Here is a 17,739-nt window from a genome sequence, read left to right as displayed (position 1 = left end):
GGAACGCCGCGTGCCGCGCATCATCACACTCGTTTTGCTGGGCTTTGGATACAGCTGCGCGGCGATGGCTGGTGAGCCACCAGCCAATGCCTTTTGGAATACTCAGAAGACCGCGGCCATCACCGCAGTACCCGCATCATCAGGAACGCGTCTGACCGCTTATCTGAAGCAGCGCGATGGTCACTTTCTCGAAGTCGATGTGAGCGCGGTGGAGGGTGGTAACTTCGGCAAGTCGGGCACCGACAGGCGCGACGCCGATCGATTCGAAACGCTACCTATTGCCTGGCTGCCCCGCGACGATGGGTTGTTTCAGGTCGAGATCCGGACGCGTGCCTGGAAGGCGGGCAAGAGATTTACGGTGACCGAGCCGTTATTGCTTCGCCCTGACGGCGTCGTGCTCTGGAGGTAGGCTGCGCCGGCCAGCGGCAGCGTCACGGCGGCGCCTAAGATCGGCGACAACCTCACTCAGCCGGGCAAGCCGAGCTTTCGTGGGATCATGCCGCCGCCCGATGTCGGCACCAGTCCATGAGGCGAAGCGCTTCCCGGTCGAACTGGGCAACTGGAACCTGGAGCCGCGCGGCCCGCACGTAACGCCGTCGTTCTACTTCGGCTTCACCAACGACCTGCTGCCGGTGCTGGTGCCGTGGCTGCAGTTGAACAGCCTGGGCCTGACCATCCTGCTGCATCCCAATACCGGCGATGAGCGCGCCGATCACCTGTACTACGCGCTGTGGGTCAACCGTTCGCAGCCGGTCAATGGTTACGGCATGCCCGATCTGGAAAAGGGCGGTGCGCGGAATCTGGAGCGCATCTATCCCAACATCGTGCCAACGGTTCCGCTGGAAACCTGAGCCGCGCACGCGCCCAGTGCCCGACGTGTGGATCACGTGCCGGGACTGTCGCGCTCGGTGGCTTTACAGGGCGCCCGAACCCAACTTGGCACGCGGAGCCAAGGCTCGTCATTACCAGCCATTCGGCTGTTGAAAGCCCCGCGAAGGCGGATATCGCTTCTCAACAGCCGAATAGCTGGTCAACCTAGTGACTTTGCCTTCAATGACCTGAGCTACTGGATCCCCGCTTTCGCGGGGATGACGGCAATTGTTCAGACCTTCCCTAGGCGACCACAGCCTGATCGCGCCGGTGAGCTACTGGAGATCCCGCAAGCGGCCAACGACATCTTCATGGCCGAATCGCCAAGGACAGACGGCCGTTGAGCATTACCAGTTGATGCGCAGGTCCAGCGAGCCGTTGATCTCTTCGCCCATGGTGTTCAAGTTCCAGTACTTCCGATTGAACAGGTTGTTGATGTTCCCCGTCAGGGTCGCGCCCCTGCCTGCCAGCGTCAGGTTGTATTGGAACCCCAGGCCCGCGACCGTATGCCCGGGAATGAGGACCCGGTTCTGGTCTTCGTAGTAGGCATCGCCTGAGTAGCGGACGTTGCCATGGAGGCTCAATCCATTCACGGCCGCTGGCCGGTACTCGAAATTGGCGAGCAGTTGCCTGCGCGATGCGCCGGCGGGGCGGTTGCCCTGTAGTGCTGCGTTGTCGGGCGACAGATCTTCCAGGCTCGCATCCAGCCAGAGGCCGCCCAGGCCCAGGTCCAGGTTGTCGGTGATGCCGACGCTGCTGGTGATCTCGAAGCCCTTGTATAGCGTCATGCCATCCTGGGTCAGATAGCGAAGGCCATCGCGCAACTGGTCGACCTGCGCGGCGCGCTCCACCCGGAACGCAGCGGCGGTCAATCCGATCCGGCCGGTCTGGTATTTCGCTCCGATCTCGTACTGCTTGCTCACCGTCGGATCCAGGATCTCGCCGGCGTTGGCATAGGGAGGGCTGGCATCGGTGCCAACGCGGCTGCCAGGTTCCAGCGATTCCACATAGCTGCCGTAGAGCGAGACCTCATCCACCGGCTTGTAGATCAAGGCGGCCGTGGGCGTCACGACCGAGGTGGTGTAGCGGCTATCCACATCCGGGTCGCCATCCAGATCGCGCTGTTCGTAATCCACCTGGCGTGCGCCCAGGATGGCCTGCCAATGTTCGCCGAAATGCAGCGTGTCGCTGGCGAAGACCGCCTTCTGGCGAAGATCAGCGCTCACCGGTGCCAGGCCATAGTTCGGCGTGTGCGCGGACAGGAACGTCTGGCGCTGATACAGGTTTCCATCAAAATCGTTGCTGTAGTAGAACGCGTTGCTCCACTGGTCCCAGGTACGTTGCTGGGAGAAGCCAAAGACCAGGTCGTGCTCGATGGGGCCTGTGGTGGCATTGCCGGAGACGACCAGCTGGGCGACGCTGCTGCGCAGCACTGCGCCGAAGTCGTAGACGTATCCGTTGTAATCGCCTGCCTCGTCCAGCAGATCGGCGAACATCTTGTGGGAGTAGTGCTCGCGGCGGCTGCTTCCCAGGGTGAGGTCCGCGCTCCAGGTATCACTGATGCGCCATTTCAGGCCCGTGGTGGCATGCAGGGTCTTGGACTTGTAGAACGAATTGCCGACCCTGAAATTTTCGTACTGGTAGGTCGGGTCCGGGAGATGGTCGCCTTCGTAAGAGTCCCAATAGAAATACAGCGGCTCGTGCTTGAGCGTGCTGTCCTCATGGATGACTTCCGCATGCCAGGTCAGGCTGTCGCCAATCGGCTGATCGACAGCCAGAGACACCATCTTTCGATCGATGCCCGATCCGTTGTACGCATCGCCGTTCTCCACCGCTGCGTTGAGCCGGTAGCCCAGGGAGTCCGGACCATTCAATCGACCGCCGACGTCCAGCGCACCTGAAAAGACGCTGTCATTGCGATAGCCAACCGTGGTGGCCAGTAGCAGGTCATCGGTCGGGCGCTTGGTCTGATAGCTGATGATGCCACCGGGCGACCCGAAGCCATACATGAAGCCGCCCAGCCCCTTGAGTGCCTGGACGGACTCCACGGCTTCCAGTGGGAACTGGCCACCCCATTCCATCAGCATGGGCACGCCATCGACGTAGTGGTTCTGGACGCCGATGCCGCGGATCTGCGTCCCCCACCAGTTCGTGCTCGCCGACGGTTCGGCTGCATAGACTGAAGGATCGTTGATGAAGATCTGCCCGAGGGTCGTGGCCTGACGCTTGGCGATCTCATCCTGATTGACGACCGTTACCGAGAACGGGGTGTCCAACAGCCGCTTGGCGCCAAGGGCACCGGTGGTCGAGTTCTGATCCAGATTGAGGTTGAGGTTGAGGCGCTCGGCTTTGACCAGCACTGTATCGAGCTGTTGGGCGTCCTTGGCGGAGCTGAGCGCTTCCTTTGTGTCGTTCTGTGCTGCCTCGGCTTGGGAAGTCGCTGCATCTTGGGCATGTGCGGCAAAGCAGGCGGCCAGCAGCCCAAGCGACAGAGCAGAACAACGCGGCGCCGAGGCGCGAACAACATTCCAGGACACAGTGCACTCCTTGGCCAGATAGGCAGGCCAGCACCCGTCCAGGCGGTCATTAAGTGCGCGGACCTTACATGAGAATGTGTCGCATTTGCAATATTTGCCATTCTCCTGACACGGCTACCTCACGACTGGGCACCGTGGTGACGGGGGTAGAGCCCGGGCCATTCTCAAGGCCGTCCAGCGTTTCCTGGCCAGGTTGGAACGAGGTTCAATGCGGGTGAACCGTCAGTGCCACCAGGCGTAGAACCAGCGGCCGCACAACGAGCACACAGCAGAACGCCGCTGGCATGGCCAACCGATAGGCGCTCAGTACTTGATGAAAGTAGCCGGGTCCGGTGCCGCTCTCGCCTGCGGTAATGACGAGACACATCAGCATGGCCATGATGGTGGCCATGTAGAAGGCAAAAACAATGGGCGTGGCGCGGCGCGGGAGTCTGCGTCCGCGGCTAGCGGACAAGGGTGAGGACACGGATGGAATTCCTGGAGACGTCGCACTGACATGGCAGTCCATCCTGCCGCCACGGCAACGGTGCCAGTAGCCGCCATTGGCTTGGTTCTACATCAAGGCTTGCTTAAGGTCTTGTCCGAGAACCGGCTGCCCCGATGCATGGCTCAGAAAGCCAGGTTGAACTCAGCCACATGCGGGCGTGCTGCTGCGTACATCTCCTGAAATTCCTCATCGGTCGCTTCGTCCGGTGCATAGACGGCGATCGGGTCGCTTGAATTTCCAGCGGTAGGCCGCGGAGTGCGCGGACCTGCCCGAAGCGAGTAGTCAAGGCCATCATGCTCAAGCAGTTCCGGGGCCTCATTGCCAAGTCGGCGGCTAAAGCGCTCGTCTCCGTGCAACAGGATCAGGTTGATCACACGAGCCTCCCCGGACATCGAATGTGTGCACCGTGACGGTGCGGATGTGATTGACGGTATGCTGCGCGCCGCGCCGCCACCAGTCCTGGCGTACTTGAAGCAATATCAAGCGCAACTTATGCATGGCCTCGCTAATCTCTTCCCGCATGAATCTCCTGCAGTTGATCCGTAGCTTCGTATGCACGGTCGAGGCGGGCAGCATCGCTGGCGGTGCCCGAAGCCTGGGGATCAGTGCGGCGGCCGTCAGCCAGAACATCGCCCGACTCGAGGCTGAGCTGGGCGTACGCCTGCTCAATCGCAGCCCACGCAGCCTGGCCTTGACCGAGCGCGGAGCACGCTACTTCGAGCAGGTCCGGGAGATTGATCGGCAGCTTGAGCGTGCCCACCAGGCCGCGACCGTTGACGACGAAGCACCTTCCGGTCGATTGCGGATCGCCAGCAGCGGAGCATTCGCGCGTCACGTCCTCGCGCCGATGTTGCCATCGCTACGTGCGCGCCATCCGCGCCTGGAGCTCGAGCTGCGCGTCGAGGATGGTTTTGCCGATCATGCGCGCGACGGACTCGATGCCAGTCTGCGCATCCAGGAGCAGCTGGAAGATACCGTGGTCGCTCGCTGCATCGCGGTGATCCCATTCGTGCTGTGTGCTGCGCCGGACTACATGGCACGGCATGGATCGCCTTCAAATCCCGAACAGTTGGCGGCCCATGACTGCGTGCTGTTTCGGCAGCCAGCTGATGGGCGCCATCTTCGCTGGGGCTTCGTGCGCGACGGGCAGCGCATCGTGCCGGAGCTGAAGCCCGCGCTTGTCAGCAACGACATAGACGCCATTGCGGCGATGACAGCCGCCGGCGCCGGGATTAGCCGTCTGGCCGCCTTCGTCGCCGAGCCTTACCTGGCGCAGGGAACACTGGTCGCATTGACCGGGCAAGAGCGCGTTGCGCAGTTCGATGCGGAGCCTGAGCCGATGCGGATCCACATGTGTCTGAGCGATCGCCGTGATCTGACCCCCAAATTGCAATCCTTTCTCCAGCACCTGCACTCCTGCCTGCCTGCGGCGTGGCGCCAGCCGCTGGCAGACGGCAACGGCGGCGGTGCCGCTTAGCGTTTGACCCCCGGCGCCTGATGTCCCACCCGGGGCATGGAAGAAGCGCGCCGCGCGCTCGATATTCGCCACCCAATTGCCGAGCAATTATGCTGAGCGCATGCAAATGCCCGACCTGAACCTGCTCGTTGCCCTGGATGTGTTGATCGAGGAGGGAAGTGTGGTTGGCGCCGCGCGCCGCATGGATCTGAGCGCCCCGGCCATGAGTCGGACCCTGGCCCGTATTCGCGAAGCGGTGGGTGATCCGATTCTGGTGCGCTCTGGGCGTGGATTGATTCCGACCCCGAGGGCCCTGCAGTTGCGCGAACAGGTCCGGGGCGTGCTGGAGCAGGCGCACTCGGTGTTCCATGCCGGGCGGGAGGTCGATCTCGCCACGTTGGAACGGACCTTCAGCATCCGCGCCAATGACGTTTTCATCGCGGCCTACAGAACGCAGCTTCGCGAGGCTTTTCGCAAGCAGGCGCCACGCGCGATCCTGCGATTCGTCCCGGAAAGCGACGTGGACGATGACGCCATGGAGCAGGGAAGGATCGACCTCTATATCAGCGCCACGCGTCAGTTCGCCGCTGATATCAAGATGCAGACGCTTTTCAGCACGTCCTTCGTCGGACTCGCACACGCGACCCATCCCATCTTTTCCAGCCAGATCGACGCCAGGAGCTTTGCTTCTTTCGATCACATTGCGGTCTCGCGGCGAGGACGCATGTACGGCCCCATCGACGATGTGCTGGACGGCCTGGGGCTCAGGCGGCGCGTGTCATTGATCGTCCCGACCTTTCATGCCGCGATCTTTGCGGCGGTCGATGGCGACCTGATCCTGCCGCAGATGCCGCGCGCCATGCTGGCGGCCGTGCAGCGCCTTGGCTTGCCACTGCGGACCTTCGAGCTTCCCATTCCCTTGCAAACCGTGGTGTTGACCCAGGCATGGCACCCCCGCCTGGACCAGGACGCGGCCCATCAATGGCTCAGGCGCACCATCAAGCAAATTTGCGACGAGCAGTCAGCGGTGACCGGTTCACGCTAGCCATGCGTGCGTCCGGCGCACGGCAGGATTAGCGATCACTGCATTTCCCGACAGGTAAGCCCTTTCTAGACTGCGCGTCCTCAAGTGGACGGGCCAGCACGATGATGGGGTTTACGGTGATCGCAGTTGCCTGGCAGCTAGCGGCGTGAGCGCGGCCGCGGCAGCGGTGACCAGCAGCGCGCCGAGTTCGGCATTGGGCGGGAAAATCGCCACCGGCCTGCTGGGCGTGCTCCTGGCGGTGCTCATCTCGGGCATCAACGAGAACGTCACCAAGATGGCCCTGGCAGACATCCGCGGTGCCATGGGGCTCAGCGTCGATCAGGGTACCTGGGTTGTGAGCCTGTACACGGCCATGTCGGTCAGTGCCATGGCCTTCGCACCGTGGTGCGCGGCCACCTTTTCGCTCCGGCGATTCACGATGGTCGCCATCGCCCTGTTTGCGGTCCTGGGCGTGCTCTGCCCATTCGCGCCGAACCTGCCCACGCTGCTGGTGCTACGCGCCATGCAGGGCCTTGCCGGCGGCGCGCTGCCGCCGATGCTGATGTCTGTCGCGCTGCGCTTCCTGCCACCTGGCATCAAGCTCTACGGACTAGCTGGTTATGCATTGACCGCGACGTTCGGCCCCAGTCTTGGCGTGCCCTTGGCCGCCTTGAGCGTGGAGTGGCTGGGTTGGCGCTGGGCGTTCTGGCAGGTCGTGCCGTGGTCGATGGTGGCAATGGCTGCGGTGGCCTGGGGGCTTCCGCGGGATCCGCTTGGATTGGAGCGCTTCGCGCAGTTCGATGGCGTGGGCCTGGCGTTGGGCCTGCCAGGTTTATGCATGGTGGTGCTGGGCTTGGCCCAAGGTCCGCGCCTTGACTGGTTTTCCTCCGACGCCATCGTGTGGCTTATCGGCGGCGGTAGTGGCCTGTTGGGCCTGTTCCTGTTCAACGAGTGGTCCCATCCACTGCCGTTCTTCAAGTTGCAACTGCTGCGCAACCGCAATCTCACCCACGCACTGATCACACTGGGGGGCGTCCTGTTCGTGTTGCTGGCGGTGATCCTGATCCCCACGGCATTTCTCGCGAAAGTCCAGGGGTACCGCCCGCGACAGACCGCACCGGTGTTGTTGTGGGTCGCGCTGCCGCAGTTGATTGCCCTGCCGCTGACTGCGGCGCTGTGCAACCTGCGCAAGGTGGATTGCCGCTGGGTGCTGGCGTGCGGCTTGGCCATGCTGTCGCTGGCATGCTGGATGGGATCGCACGTGACCTCTGCCTGGACGCGGGAGAACTTCTACGCCCTGCAGGCCGTCCAGATCTTCGCCCAGCCGATGGCGGTGATCCCGCTGTTGATGCTGGCGACCACCGGATTGGCGCCGCAGGATGGCCCGTTTGCATCGTCCTGGTTCAACACCGTCAAAGGGTTTGCGGCAGTGCTGGCCAGCGGCTTGCTGGACGCGTTCACGACAGCGCGCAGTCATTACCACTCCAGTGTTCTGGTGGATCGCCTGGGCCAGATGCCGATCCTGGAACCTGACGGGCAGTTGGGTCTCGGCACGCGCCTTCATGCGCAGGTGACGGCACTGACTTCGTCCGACCTCTACCTGCTGGTGGCCGCGATCGCGGCCGGCCTCATCGTCCTGATTCCCCTTGTGGCCACGCGGATCTATCCCCCGCGCGCGCCTTCCTGATTCTGATTTCGAGGAGCTACCTCATGCAACGGAATACTTCGCTCTTGTTCATTGCCCTTGGCGTGTGCGTGCTGGCCCTTTCTGGCTGGGCGGTTACGCGTGATGGCAGCAGCCAGTCCACCGATGATGCCTATGTGAGCGCAGATTCGGTCCTGGTCGCGCCGAAGGTCGGCGGCTTTGTCGAGGCCGTCCTGGTCGAAGACAACCAGTCCGTCAAACGCGGCCAACTGCTGGCGCGCATTGATGCGCGTGACTACGACGTGGCACGGGAAACGGCACGGGCCGATCTGGCGAGTGCACAGGCCCAGTTGGCCAGCGCGCAGGCCGCGCTGGAACGCCAGGGAGCGCTGGTACGCCAGGCACGTGCAGTGGTCCAGAGTGATGCCGCCGACCTGCGCCTGGCAGGTGCCGAGCGACGGCGCTACCAGAACCTCTCCGACCAGGGCGCAGGCACCGTGCAGAACGCACAGCAGGCCAGTGCACGCCTCGAATCGGCACAAGCTCACCATCTTGAGCGCCAGGCAGCGCTGGAGGCGGCGATCCAACAGGCACCTTTGCTTGAAGCGGGCGTGCATGCCGCCCAGGCCAGCGTGCAGCGCGGCCAGGCGGCCCTGGCCCGTGCCGAGCTCGATCTCAGTCATACCGAACTACGTGCGCCGGTCGATGGCATGGTCGGGCGGCGTGGTTTGCGCGTCGGCGCGTACGTGACTCCGGGTACGCCGCTTGTGGCCGTCGTACCGCTACAGCATGCGTTCGTCATTGCGAACTATCAGGAAACCCAGATGACCCACGTTCGTCCGGGGCAGCGGGTGCAGATACGCGTGGACGTGTTTCCAGGCCAGGTCCTGCATGGCCATGTCGACAGCATTGCCCCGGCAACGGGCGTGACCTTCGCCGCGGTGGCGCCTGAGAATGCCACTGGCAACTTCACCAAGGTCGTGCAGCGCATCCCGGTGAAGGTGCTGCTGGATCACGACCAAGCGCTGCGCCGACAGCTGCGTGTTGGCATGTCGGTGGAAGCGGACATCGATCTGGATAGCGGACATGATTCGGCTGTAGGAGCGGGGGCGTGATGCGCAAGGCACTGCTGGTTGCAGGCATCGCCCTGCTGCCAGCCAGCCTTGCTGGATGCGTGTCCGGTCCGGATTTTCGCGCGCCAACTCCGGCATTGCCGGCCGCGTGGTCGTTTGAACGGGCCGACGATGTACCTGGACAGCTTGAGCAGGCGCCTATCCAGGCTGCTCCAGCCTGGTGGCAGAGGTTTGGTGATCCGCTGCTGGTTTCACTGGTACAGCGCGCCGTCGAAAGCAACCTGGACCTGCAGATAGCGGATGTGCGCTTGACGCAGAGCAGAGCCGTGCGCGGCTCGACGGCAGCCGATCGCAGTCCCGCGGTGTCCGCCGGTGCCTCAGCCATGCGCGCGCGCAACAGCCAGGTCGGCTTGTCAGATCCATCAGGTCATGCGGGACTCGATGATTACGGGCTCTACCAAGGTGGGCTGTCCCTGTCCTGGGAGCTGGACCTGTGGGGGCGTGTGCGACGCCAGGTAGAAGCCGCCGACGCGCAGATTGCGATGGCCCGTGCCGATCGCCAGGGCGCGGCGCTGGCGGTGATGGCCGAGACAGCACAAGACTACTTGCAGCTGCGCGGTGTACAGGCGCTGACAGCCATCACGCAGGACAATCTTGTCAGTGCGCAAGCGGGGCTGGATCTCACCCACGTGCGCCTGGGTGAGGGCGTTGCGACACAGTTGGAAGTGGCCAGTGCTGCAGCCCAGGTGGCAGCGATCCAGGCGCGCATTCCCGCGCTTGAGCAGCAGCAGGCTTCGCTCATCAATGCGCTGAGCGTCATGCTGGCCCAATCGCCGCGAGCATTGGCAACTGAGCTTCGACAAGCCAGGCCGGTACCCGCTGGACCGATCAACGTGCCCGTCGGCCTGCCGAGCGAACTTGCGCAGCGCAGGCCGGATATCGTGCGGGCCGAGGCCGCGCTGCATGCGGCAACCGCAAATATCGGCCTCGCCAAGGCGAGCTTTTACCCGCGGATCAGTCTTTCCGGTGACGCCGGCTATCAGGCGCAACAGCTATCGAGCATGGGGGATTGGGGTGCCCGCAGGTTTGGCATTGGCCCTGTGCTGAGCCTGCCGCTATTTGATGGTGGGCGGCTACGCGCCAACCTTCGACTGAGCACGCTGCGCCAGGAAGAAGCAGCGCTGCAGTACCAAAAGACCGTCTTGCTTGCCTGGTCTGAGGTAGACGATGCCGTCTCCGCATATCGAACCCAGCAGCGACGCCAGCAGTACCTGCGAGAAGCCGTGAACCAAAGCCGCATTGCGTTGGACAGCGCGCAGAAACAGTACAAGGCCGGAACGGTCGACATGCTCAACGTGCTCACCATGCAGCAATCCATGCTCAACAACGAGGCGGCGCTAGCGGACAGCACCACGGCGGTCTCGGTCGCAATGGTCTCGCTCTACCGTGCCCTTGGACAAGGCTGGGGATAGAAGACACCCAGGTCCGCCGCGGCGCCATATTCCAACTCGAAAATGAAGATTGATCATGCAGATGAATACAACTGATTTTCCGCTCGTCTGGACGCGCTACAAATCGATAGGCGATGGACAAGGCCCGGTGATGTTCACGCAGTTCGAAGCGTTGCTGGCCCTGCAGCGCCCTTTCGTCCTGTTAAACGACGAAGGGCTTGCAACTCCAGGCGAAGCGCAGACGCAAGACCAGCGCAAGCAGATCTCGCTCTGGATGAAGCGGAACAAGACCGCGCTGCGTTCTTACGTCAAAGGTGCCGTATTCATTGAACCCAGCGAGCGACTAAGGACCGCAAGCGCCGGGTTTGCTGTGATGTATGAAAAATTCTGGGGCTACCCCATGAAGATGGTGGTAACGCGTGAGCACGCGATTTCGGTCGGTCAGGCACTTCTTGATTCGCGACGTTAGGCGCAGGAGCTGCCAGGCCTGCGCTTGGCGTGGCTTGGTCACGCGCCGCGGCGTAATGCCATTGCATGCCTCCAACGACGCGTTGTATCCGCTAGGGCATCCGCTGGCGGGTGGCCGGCATTTCCAAGAGCGACCAGCCATGGCAGCTCGTCCCGCCGGTCATCGAAACCTATCGAGCTTTGCCCGGTGTGGGCAACCCAAGTCATCGTCTCGGCAATGCCGAGCAAGGCTTGCTTGTGTTCGGACGGGAGCTCAGCAAAGGCCGTATTGCCTTCAGCGTCGAGGATCGACAGAGCGTCCCCGTCCGTTCGTCGGGAATGACCTTCGGCAGGGTTGACTACAGCTGTCGTCAAGACTAGGTTGACTACAAGTGTAGGCAACGGAGAACGGCCATGCGCCGCAAGAGCATCGGGGATCAGGAGCTGGCCCTGCTCCAGTACATCGGCGAGCAGGGCGAGGCCACGGTCGGCGAGGTCGCCGCCAGCTTTGGCGAGGCGCGCGGGCTGGCCCGTTCGACCGTGCTGACCATGATGGAACGGCTGCGCACCAAGGCCTACCTGACCCGTCACCAGGCCGAGGGCGTGTACCGCTACGCCACCACCGCCGAGCAGGATGACGTGGTCCAGGGCGCGGTCGGCAGCTTCGTCGAAAAAACCCTGCAGGGCTCGGTGTCGCCATTCGTGGCCTGGATGTCGCAGCGGGCCGAGGTCAGCGAGACCGAACTGGCCGAACTCGAAGCCCTCGTCGCCAAGCTGCAATCGCAGCGCAAGGAGTCCTGACATGGACATGATCGCCTCTGAACTGCTGCAGCGCCTGGCGGCCACCAGCGTGCAGACCGTGTTGCTGGCCGCGCTGGTGTGGGCGTTGTGCCGTGCGCTGCCGCGCCTGCCGGCGTCCACGCAGTGCTGGTTGTGGTGGTCGGTGTCGCTGCAGGCGGTCCTGGGCCTGGTCGCCAGGCCGCTGGAACTTGCACTGCTGCCGGCCGCGCCTGTCGAGGTCGCGCCGGTCTTCGTCGCCAGCGCCAATGCGACGACGCAAGCCATCGCCGGCTTGCCGGAAGCGGCCGCGCAACCGGTGATCAGCTGGCAGCTGGTCGTGCTGGCGCTGTGGGCAGCCGGCGTCCTGGTGATGCTGGCCCGGACCACGTTCGCCTGGAACGCCAGTCGCCGCCTGGTGCGCGACGCGCGGCTGTGCACCGACGCGGTGCTGGTCGGCGCGCTGCGCCTGGCGACCGAAGCCCACGGCCTGCGCCGCACGCCACCGCTGCTGGTGTCCACGCGGATCACCTCGCCGCAGTTGGTGGGCGTGTTCGCACCGTCGTTGCTGCTGCCGGCGCATGGCCTGTCGTCGATCAACGACGACGACCTGGACATGGCACTGACCCATGAACTGGTCCATCTGCGCCGCTGCGACCTGGCCTGGGGCCTGCTGCCCGCATTGGCCCAGCACCTGTTCTTCTTCCACCCGCTGATCCACCTGGCCCTGCGCGAATACGGCGTCGCGCGCGAAGCGGCAGTCGATGCCGCGGTGGTCGCGGGCAACCGGCATTGCCGCAGCGACTACGGCCGGCTGCTGATGCGGCTGGGCGTGGCGCCGCGTCCCGGTGCCGGTCTGGCCAGCGCTTCGCCGTCCTACCTGAGCCTCAAACGGAGACTGCTCATGCTGCAGCACACTGATGCATTCCCGCGCCTGGGCGCGGCCCTGATCCTGGCGTTCGTCGGCGTGGTCGGCGTCACGCCGCTGCGGCTGGTGGCGCAGACCGCGCCCGCGGCCAAGCCGGTGGTCGTGACTGGCGCCAAAGACGCGGCCGATGCGATGCCCGCGGCCGCGCCTGCGCCCGCTGCGGCCGCAGCCCCGGCGGCGATGCCGGTGACCAGCAGACGCGTCCCGCCGCCGCCGGCCGCGGTGCCGCCGCCTCCACCGGCACCGCCCGTGGCGCCCCCCGCGCCCCCGGTCCCGCCGAGGTCCATCACCGGGCTGAGCATCCATGACCAGCACAGCGTCGTCTTCCAGCGTGACCAGCAGACTTACGTGATCCGCGATCCGGCGACCGTGCAGCGCTTGAATGCGCTGCACGCACCGAGCAGGGCACTGGGCCAGCAGCAGGGTGCGCTGGGTCGGCAACAGGGCGAACTGGGCCGGCAGATGGCGCAGCTGAGCACGCAGGTTTCCGACCGCGCCATGCAGCAGGCTCAGGTCGCGCTGGCTGGTGCCGACAAGGCGCGTGCGGCGGCGATGAAGGCGCACGAACACGCGCTGCGCTCGCAATCCCAGCAGGACGCCCTGCGCGATGCCGCCGCCGCTGCGGCCGACGCGCAGGCTGCGCAGATCGATGCCGATGCCATCCGGCGCCAGGTGGACGCGGCCATGCACGACGCGCGCCAGCAGGGCATGGAGCAGAAGATCGCCGCGCTGGCCGAACAGCAGGCGCAACTCGGCGCGAAGCAGGCCGACCTGGGCGCCAAGCAGGCCGACATCGCCCAGCGCGCCGCCAAGGAAGCGCAAGCCATCATCGACCGCGCCATCAAGGATGGCCTGGCCCAGCGCATCGACGGGTGATGCGCGTCGCGCTGGAGCGCGAGTGAAGTCCCTGCGCCGCTCCGCGCGCGCAAGGGTCGCCGACTCCATCCAGACGCGTGCGCTAAGGAAGGTCTGAACAATTGCCGTCATCCCCGCGAAGGCGGGGATCCCGTGGCTTCAAGTCATTGAAAGCAAAGTCACTAGGTTCCCGCCTTCGCGGGAATGACGAGCAAAAGCAGGGTTGTTCAGACCTTCCCTAAGGCGCTTCCTCGAACGCCAGCACCTCGCGGTCGTCCTGCTCGGCCTGCACCAGCCGCTGCAGCAGCAAGGCCAGGGTCACTACATCCTGGTGGTTGTGGTGGGCCACGCGGCGCAGGTTGCGGGCGCTGCCGCCGCGCAGATAGGTGAGCCACGCGGCGGGGGCTTCCGAACCGGGCAGGTCGTCCTCGCGCACGATGCGCAGCAGTTGGCGTTCGATGGTGGCCAGCTTGCAGTTCTCCCACGTACCGCGATAACGCCGGCGGGTGGGATGCAGAAGATCGACGTGATCCAGCGCGGTGATCGGTTCGTGCAGGCGGGCCAGTCGATAGCGTGTTTTCAGCAGCGGCGCGTCATAGCTGCGGCCGTTGTAGCTGCACAGCACCGTGTGCGGCGACAGCCAGTCGGCGAACGCGCGCAGCATCGCGCCTTCGGCGGCCATGGTGGAGATCATCAGCTGGCGGATGCGCAGGCCCGGTCCGCGTTGCGGGCAGTCATGCCAGTCCGCCGCACCGACCATGAAGGCGCGCGTGCCGGTGCCGCCGGCCAGCCCCGTGGTTTCGGTGTCGAAGAACAGCAGGTGCCGTGGCTCGACGACGTCGTCCGCGCGCTTGGCGAAGGACAGCGATAGCGCCGCTGGCGGAATGGCCTGCGGCACGAAGGCTTCGATCAGGTGCAGGCCCGGCGAGAGTTCGGTGCCGGGCAGATGGCGATCCAGTGGCTCACGCGTCGCGCGCGCGACCACTGCGGCACCGGCCACCGGCTTGCGCTCACGCGTGGCGATCAGCCGGCGCAGCGCATCGATGCTGGTGGGTTGCACGCCGCGGCGCGCCTGGTCGTTGGCTGCGGGCATCGATGGCGGGGCCATCCAGTCGAGGACCGAGCGTTCGCCGGTGCGCCTGATTCCTTGTGAAGGCGGCAGTCGGCGCGGCGGGCCTGATGCAGGCTCGCTCGCACCTGGAGCAGTCAGTGTTTCCTGATCCCTTCGCGCCGGCGCAGGCGGGCGTCCAGTGCCTTGCGCCCGTTCCGAAGAAACGTCGCGGGGGCCCCGCCTGCGCGGGGATGACGAATTCAACTCCGCGCGCGCTGGAGCATCGGACGTCGTCCGGGTCACGGCAGTGGCATCACCCGAGGCATGTCCATCGCCTGCCTGCATTGGATTGGCACCCTCCTGCAACGCCACAGTCGCAGGTGCTTCCCGTACCGTCGTGTCGCCAGCCTGTCTGCGCAGAGCCCGCAGGCGCTCCAGGCTCACACTCATGGCAGCTGATCCAGCGCGTCGCGGTCGGATAGCAATGCGCGTCGCTTCACGTCCAGCGCTTCGTCGTGCGACGCCGACACCCGCGTGTCCACGCCGTCGTCGGCCTGCCGTTCGTCGCACTGGCCAAGTTCCGACAGCAAGGCCAGCACTTTCAGCGCCAGGGTCTTGGGCGACGCGCCATCGCTTTCCTCATGCGCGGCCAGGACCGGACCCACGCACGCCGGACAGCCCGCCTTGCAGTCGCAGCGTTGCACCAGTTCGCCCGCACGCTGCACCAGCTCGGCCTGGCGCAGCCACAGCGGTTCGCTCAAGCCCACGCCGCCGGGGAAGTTGTCGTACAGGTAGACCGTCGGCACGAAGGCCTGCTCCAGGGTGACATGCTCCAGCACGCCCGCGCCGTCGCCTGCTTCCACGCCGCGCAGCTGGCCGCGCCCGGTCTGGTCGGCCACCGCGAACCACGCGCCGTCGCCGTTGCCCACGGCTTTCTGCAGGTCGCGCGCGTCGGCCATCACCGCGACCGTCGCCACCACGTGCAGTGCGTATGCGGCGCCCAGGAAGCCATCCAGCGCGTCCTGCTTCGACGGGAAGGCCTTGCCCAGCGTCGCCTGCGGCAGCTGCCACCATACCGAAGTCGTGTGCAGCTCCTGGTCGGGCAGGTTGACCGGCCCGTAGCCGATGTTTTCGTGCGTGTAGTAGCGGATCTTCTTGTAGCCGCTCACGCGCCGCACCACATGCACTTCGCCGTGATGACTGTCGCCGCGTCCGGCTTCCGTGCCGTCGAAGCGCTCCAGCACTTTCAACTTGGTGTAGTCGATGCTGTCGGTGTAGTAGCCCACGTGGGTGCGGGTGACGTAAGCCTTGCGGCCCTCCCAGTCGAGCCGTTCAACCTGGTACGGCGTGGACTGCACCATGTGGATCGCGCCTTCGTACAGGGTCAACGCGGCGGCCGAATAATCCACTTCCGCGATGATGTTCTGCTTGCCGTCGGTCTTGTCGACCACCACGAAGTTGCCATCGGCGACCGAACGCAGGCTCACCGCATTGGCTGGATAGCTGTCGGCGATCCATTCCCAGCGCTCGCCTTCCTGGTGCACGACTTCGCTTTCGGCCAGCGCTTCCAGGTACACCAGTGGATCGACCGGGCCGAACGGTTCGCCGGCATGGAATGGCAGTTCGAAGGCGGCGCAGCGGATGTGGTCGAACAGGATCAGCGGCTGGTTCGGCGCGGTGCGTGCGTGTTCCGGTGGCGAGTCGGCGAAGAAGTCAGGATGCCGCACCACGTACTGGTCCAGTGGTTGCGAACTGGCCACCAGCACGCCCAGCGCCGGCTGCTGGCGTCGGCCCGCACGGCCGAAGCGCTGCCACGTTGCCGCCACGCTGCCGGGATAGCCGTTGAGGATCACCACGTCCAGGCTGCCGATGTCCACGCCGAGTTCCAGCGCCGAGGTGCTGACGATCCCGTCGATGCGGCCGTCGCGCATCGCGCGTTCGGCTTCGCGCCGCTCGGTGGGCAGGTAGCCGCCGCGATAGGCACGGATGCGCGGCGGCTTGCGCGGATCGTGGTCGAAGATGTCCTTCAGGTACTTGGTCAGCACTTCCACCATCAGCCGGCTCTGCGCGAACACCAACGTCTTGAGCCCGCTCTTGATGGCGATGCGCGCGATCCGGTTGGCCTGCGAACGCGCCGACGCGCGCAGGCCGAGATCGGCATTGACCACCGGCGGGTTCCACAGCAGCACGTGCTTGTCGCCGCTGGGCGCGCCGGATTCGGTGATCGCATGCACGCGGTCTTCGATCAATGCCTGCGCGTGTTCGTGCGGATTGCCGATGGTGGCCGAGCACAGGATGAACTGCGGGTTGGCGCCATAGAACGCGCAGATGCGCTTCAACCGCCGCAGCACGTTGGTGACGTGGCTGCCGAACACGCCGCGATAGGTGTGGATCTCGTCGATCACCACGTAGCGCAGGTTCTCGAAGAACTGCGCCCACTTGGTGTGATGCGGCAGGATCGCCTGGTGCAGCATGTCCGGGTTGCTCACCACGATGTCGCCGTGCAGGCGGATTGCCTGGCGCGCGTCACCCGGCGTGTCGCCGTCGAAGGTGAAGGCTCTGACCCCAAGCTCGCCGGCGCGGTTGAGTTCCAGCAGTTCGGCCACCTGGTCCTGCGCCAGCGCCTTGGTCGGGAACAGGTATAGCGCCTTCGAAGCGGGCGCCGTGCCATCCCGGCCGCCCATCGCCGCGCTCACCACCGGCAGCGTGTAGCACAGCGATTTTCCGCTGGCGGTGGGCGTGACGATGGCGACGTGTTCGCCGCGCTGGGTTGCGGCCCAGGCCTCGGCCTGGTGCGAATACAGCTGCTCGATCCCGCGCGCACGCAGGGCATCGGCCAGCGCCGCCGGCACGTCGTCGGGGATCGGCGCGTAGCGGCCTTCGCGCCCGGGCAACATGAAGCTGCCGGTGATGCGATCGCGGTAACGGCGCTCCAGGCGTTGCGTCAACAGCGCGCCATCTTTCGACGGTTGGCCATCGGTGGTGGCCAGGGCGTGTTCGGCATCTTCGGTGCGGCGGGCCAGCGCGTAGGCCATGGTCTGCATTCCCCAAAGACACACAGGGAAACCGATGCTGGTCTCAGCGGGTGAGACGCCTTGTCGGTCAAGCAGTTACGCGGGCAGGTCCTGCACCATCGGT

Annotated in this window: 14 protein-coding genes and 1 pseudogene; 10 read left to right on the top strand and 5 right to left on the bottom strand. The window is 65.1% G+C overall.

The window, feature by feature from the left end; genetic code table 11:
• The first annotated feature begins 10 nt into the window (after positions 1-10).
• Positions 11-409, top strand: a complete 399-nt coding sequence (locus O8I58_RS11400) for a hypothetical protein (protein ID WP_298315879.1) — start codon at positions 11-13, stop codon at positions 407-409.
• A 9-nt stretch (positions 410-418) separates the two neighbouring features.
• A pseudogene (locus O8I58_RS11395) lies at positions 419-851 on the top strand (DOPA 4,5-dioxygenase family protein); the annotation flags it as partial.
• Between the two features lie 366 nt (positions 852-1,217).
• Here O8I58_RS11395 and O8I58_RS11390 read toward each other — a convergent pair.
• The 3 genes from O8I58_RS11390 to O8I58_RS11380 form a co-directional block, all read right to left on the bottom strand.
• Positions 1,218-3,230 carry a TonB-dependent siderophore receptor gene (locus tag O8I58_RS11390; RefSeq protein ID WP_298315875.1) on the bottom strand — a complete coding sequence of 671 codons (2,013 nt, stop codon included), beginning with the start codon at positions 3,228-3,230 and terminating at the stop codon, positions 1,218-1,220.
• A 382-nt stretch (positions 3,231-3,612) separates the two neighbouring features.
• Positions 3,613-3,798, bottom strand: a complete 186-nt coding sequence (locus O8I58_RS11385) for a DUF2798 domain-containing protein (protein WP_298322917.1) — start codon at positions 3,796-3,798, stop codon at positions 3,613-3,615.
• A 218-nt stretch (positions 3,799-4,016) separates the two neighbouring features.
• Positions 4,017-4,268, bottom strand: coding sequence for a hypothetical protein (locus O8I58_RS11380; protein ID WP_298315872.1), 252 nt, complete (start codon positions 4,266-4,268; stop codon positions 4,017-4,019).
• Between the two features lie 146 nt (positions 4,269-4,414).
• Here O8I58_RS11380 and O8I58_RS11375 point away from each other — a divergent pair, with 146 nt between their 5' ends.
• The 8 genes from O8I58_RS11375 to O8I58_RS11340 all read left to right on the top strand — a co-directional run bounded on the left by O8I58_RS11375 (position 4,415) and on the right by O8I58_RS11340 (position 13,571).
• Positions 4,415-5,371 carry a LysR family transcriptional regulator gene (locus O8I58_RS11375; protein WP_298315869.1) on the top strand — a complete coding sequence of 319 codons (957 nt, stop codon included), beginning with the start codon at positions 4,415-4,417 and terminating at the stop codon, positions 5,369-5,371.
• A gap of 100 nt (positions 5,372-5,471) precedes the next feature.
• Complete coding sequence (locus O8I58_RS11370) at positions 5,472-6,395, top strand: LysR family transcriptional regulator (RefSeq protein WP_298315866.1); 924 nt, start codon at positions 5,472-5,474, stop codon at positions 6,393-6,395.
• Between the two features lie 145 nt (positions 6,396-6,540).
• Positions 6,541-8,061: an MFS transporter gene (locus tag O8I58_RS11365; RefSeq protein ID WP_298315863.1), complete on the top strand. Its 1,521-nt coding sequence runs from the start codon at positions 6,541-6,543 to the stop codon at positions 8,059-8,061.
• A gap of 23 nt (positions 8,062-8,084) precedes the next feature.
• On the top strand, positions 8,085-9,134 hold the full coding sequence (locus O8I58_RS11360; RefSeq protein WP_298315860.1) for an HlyD family secretion protein: 1,050 nt from the start codon (positions 8,085-8,087) through the stop codon (positions 9,132-9,134).
• Positions 9,134-10,564 (top strand): efflux transporter outer membrane subunit, encoded by a 1,431-nt coding sequence (locus O8I58_RS11355; RefSeq protein ID WP_298315857.1) that lies wholly within the window; start codon positions 9,134-9,136, stop codon positions 10,562-10,564. Before O8I58_RS11360 ends, O8I58_RS11355 begins: the two co-directional genes overlap by 1 nt.
• Positions 10,565-10,619: 55 nt before the next feature.
• Entirely contained in the window at positions 10,620-11,012 is a 393-nt protein-coding gene (locus O8I58_RS11350; protein ID WP_298315854.1) for a hypothetical protein, read from the top strand.
• A 392-nt stretch (positions 11,013-11,404) separates the two neighbouring features.
• The gene (locus tag O8I58_RS11345; protein ID WP_298315851.1) at positions 11,405-11,791 is read left to right on the top strand and encodes a BlaI/MecI/CopY family transcriptional regulator; all 387 of its coding nucleotides are present in this window, start codon (positions 11,405-11,407) and stop codon (positions 11,789-11,791) included.
• A 1-nt stretch (position 11,792) separates the two neighbouring features.
• Positions 11,793-13,571, top strand: coding sequence for a M56 family metallopeptidase (locus tag O8I58_RS11340; RefSeq protein ID WP_298315848.1), 1,779 nt, complete (start codon positions 11,793-11,795; stop codon positions 13,569-13,571).
• Between the two features lie 217 nt (positions 13,572-13,788).
• Here the strand turns inward: O8I58_RS11340 and O8I58_RS11335 are convergent, their stop codons facing one another.
• Both O8I58_RS11335 and O8I58_RS11330 read right to left on the bottom strand, forming a co-directional pair.
• The gene (locus O8I58_RS11335; protein ID WP_298315845.1) at positions 13,789-15,051 is read right to left on the bottom strand and encodes a ribonuclease H-like domain-containing protein; all 1,263 of its coding nucleotides are present in this window, start codon (positions 15,049-15,051) and stop codon (positions 13,789-13,791) included.
• Positions 15,048-17,636 (bottom strand): DEAD/DEAH box helicase, encoded by a 2,589-nt coding sequence (locus O8I58_RS11330; protein ID WP_298315843.1) that lies wholly within the window; start codon positions 17,634-17,636, stop codon positions 15,048-15,050. Before O8I58_RS11330 ends, O8I58_RS11335 begins: the two co-directional genes overlap by 4 nt.
• Positions 17,637-17,739: the final 103 nt, after the last annotated feature.

The organism is Pseudoxanthomonas sp. (assembly GCF_027498035.1).
Classification (GTDB): Bacteria; Pseudomonadota; Gammaproteobacteria; order Xanthomonadales; family Xanthomonadaceae; genus Pseudoxanthomonas_A.
Note: the sequence above shows the minus strand (reverse complement) of the source record. Positions and strands in the feature narration are given on the sequence as shown.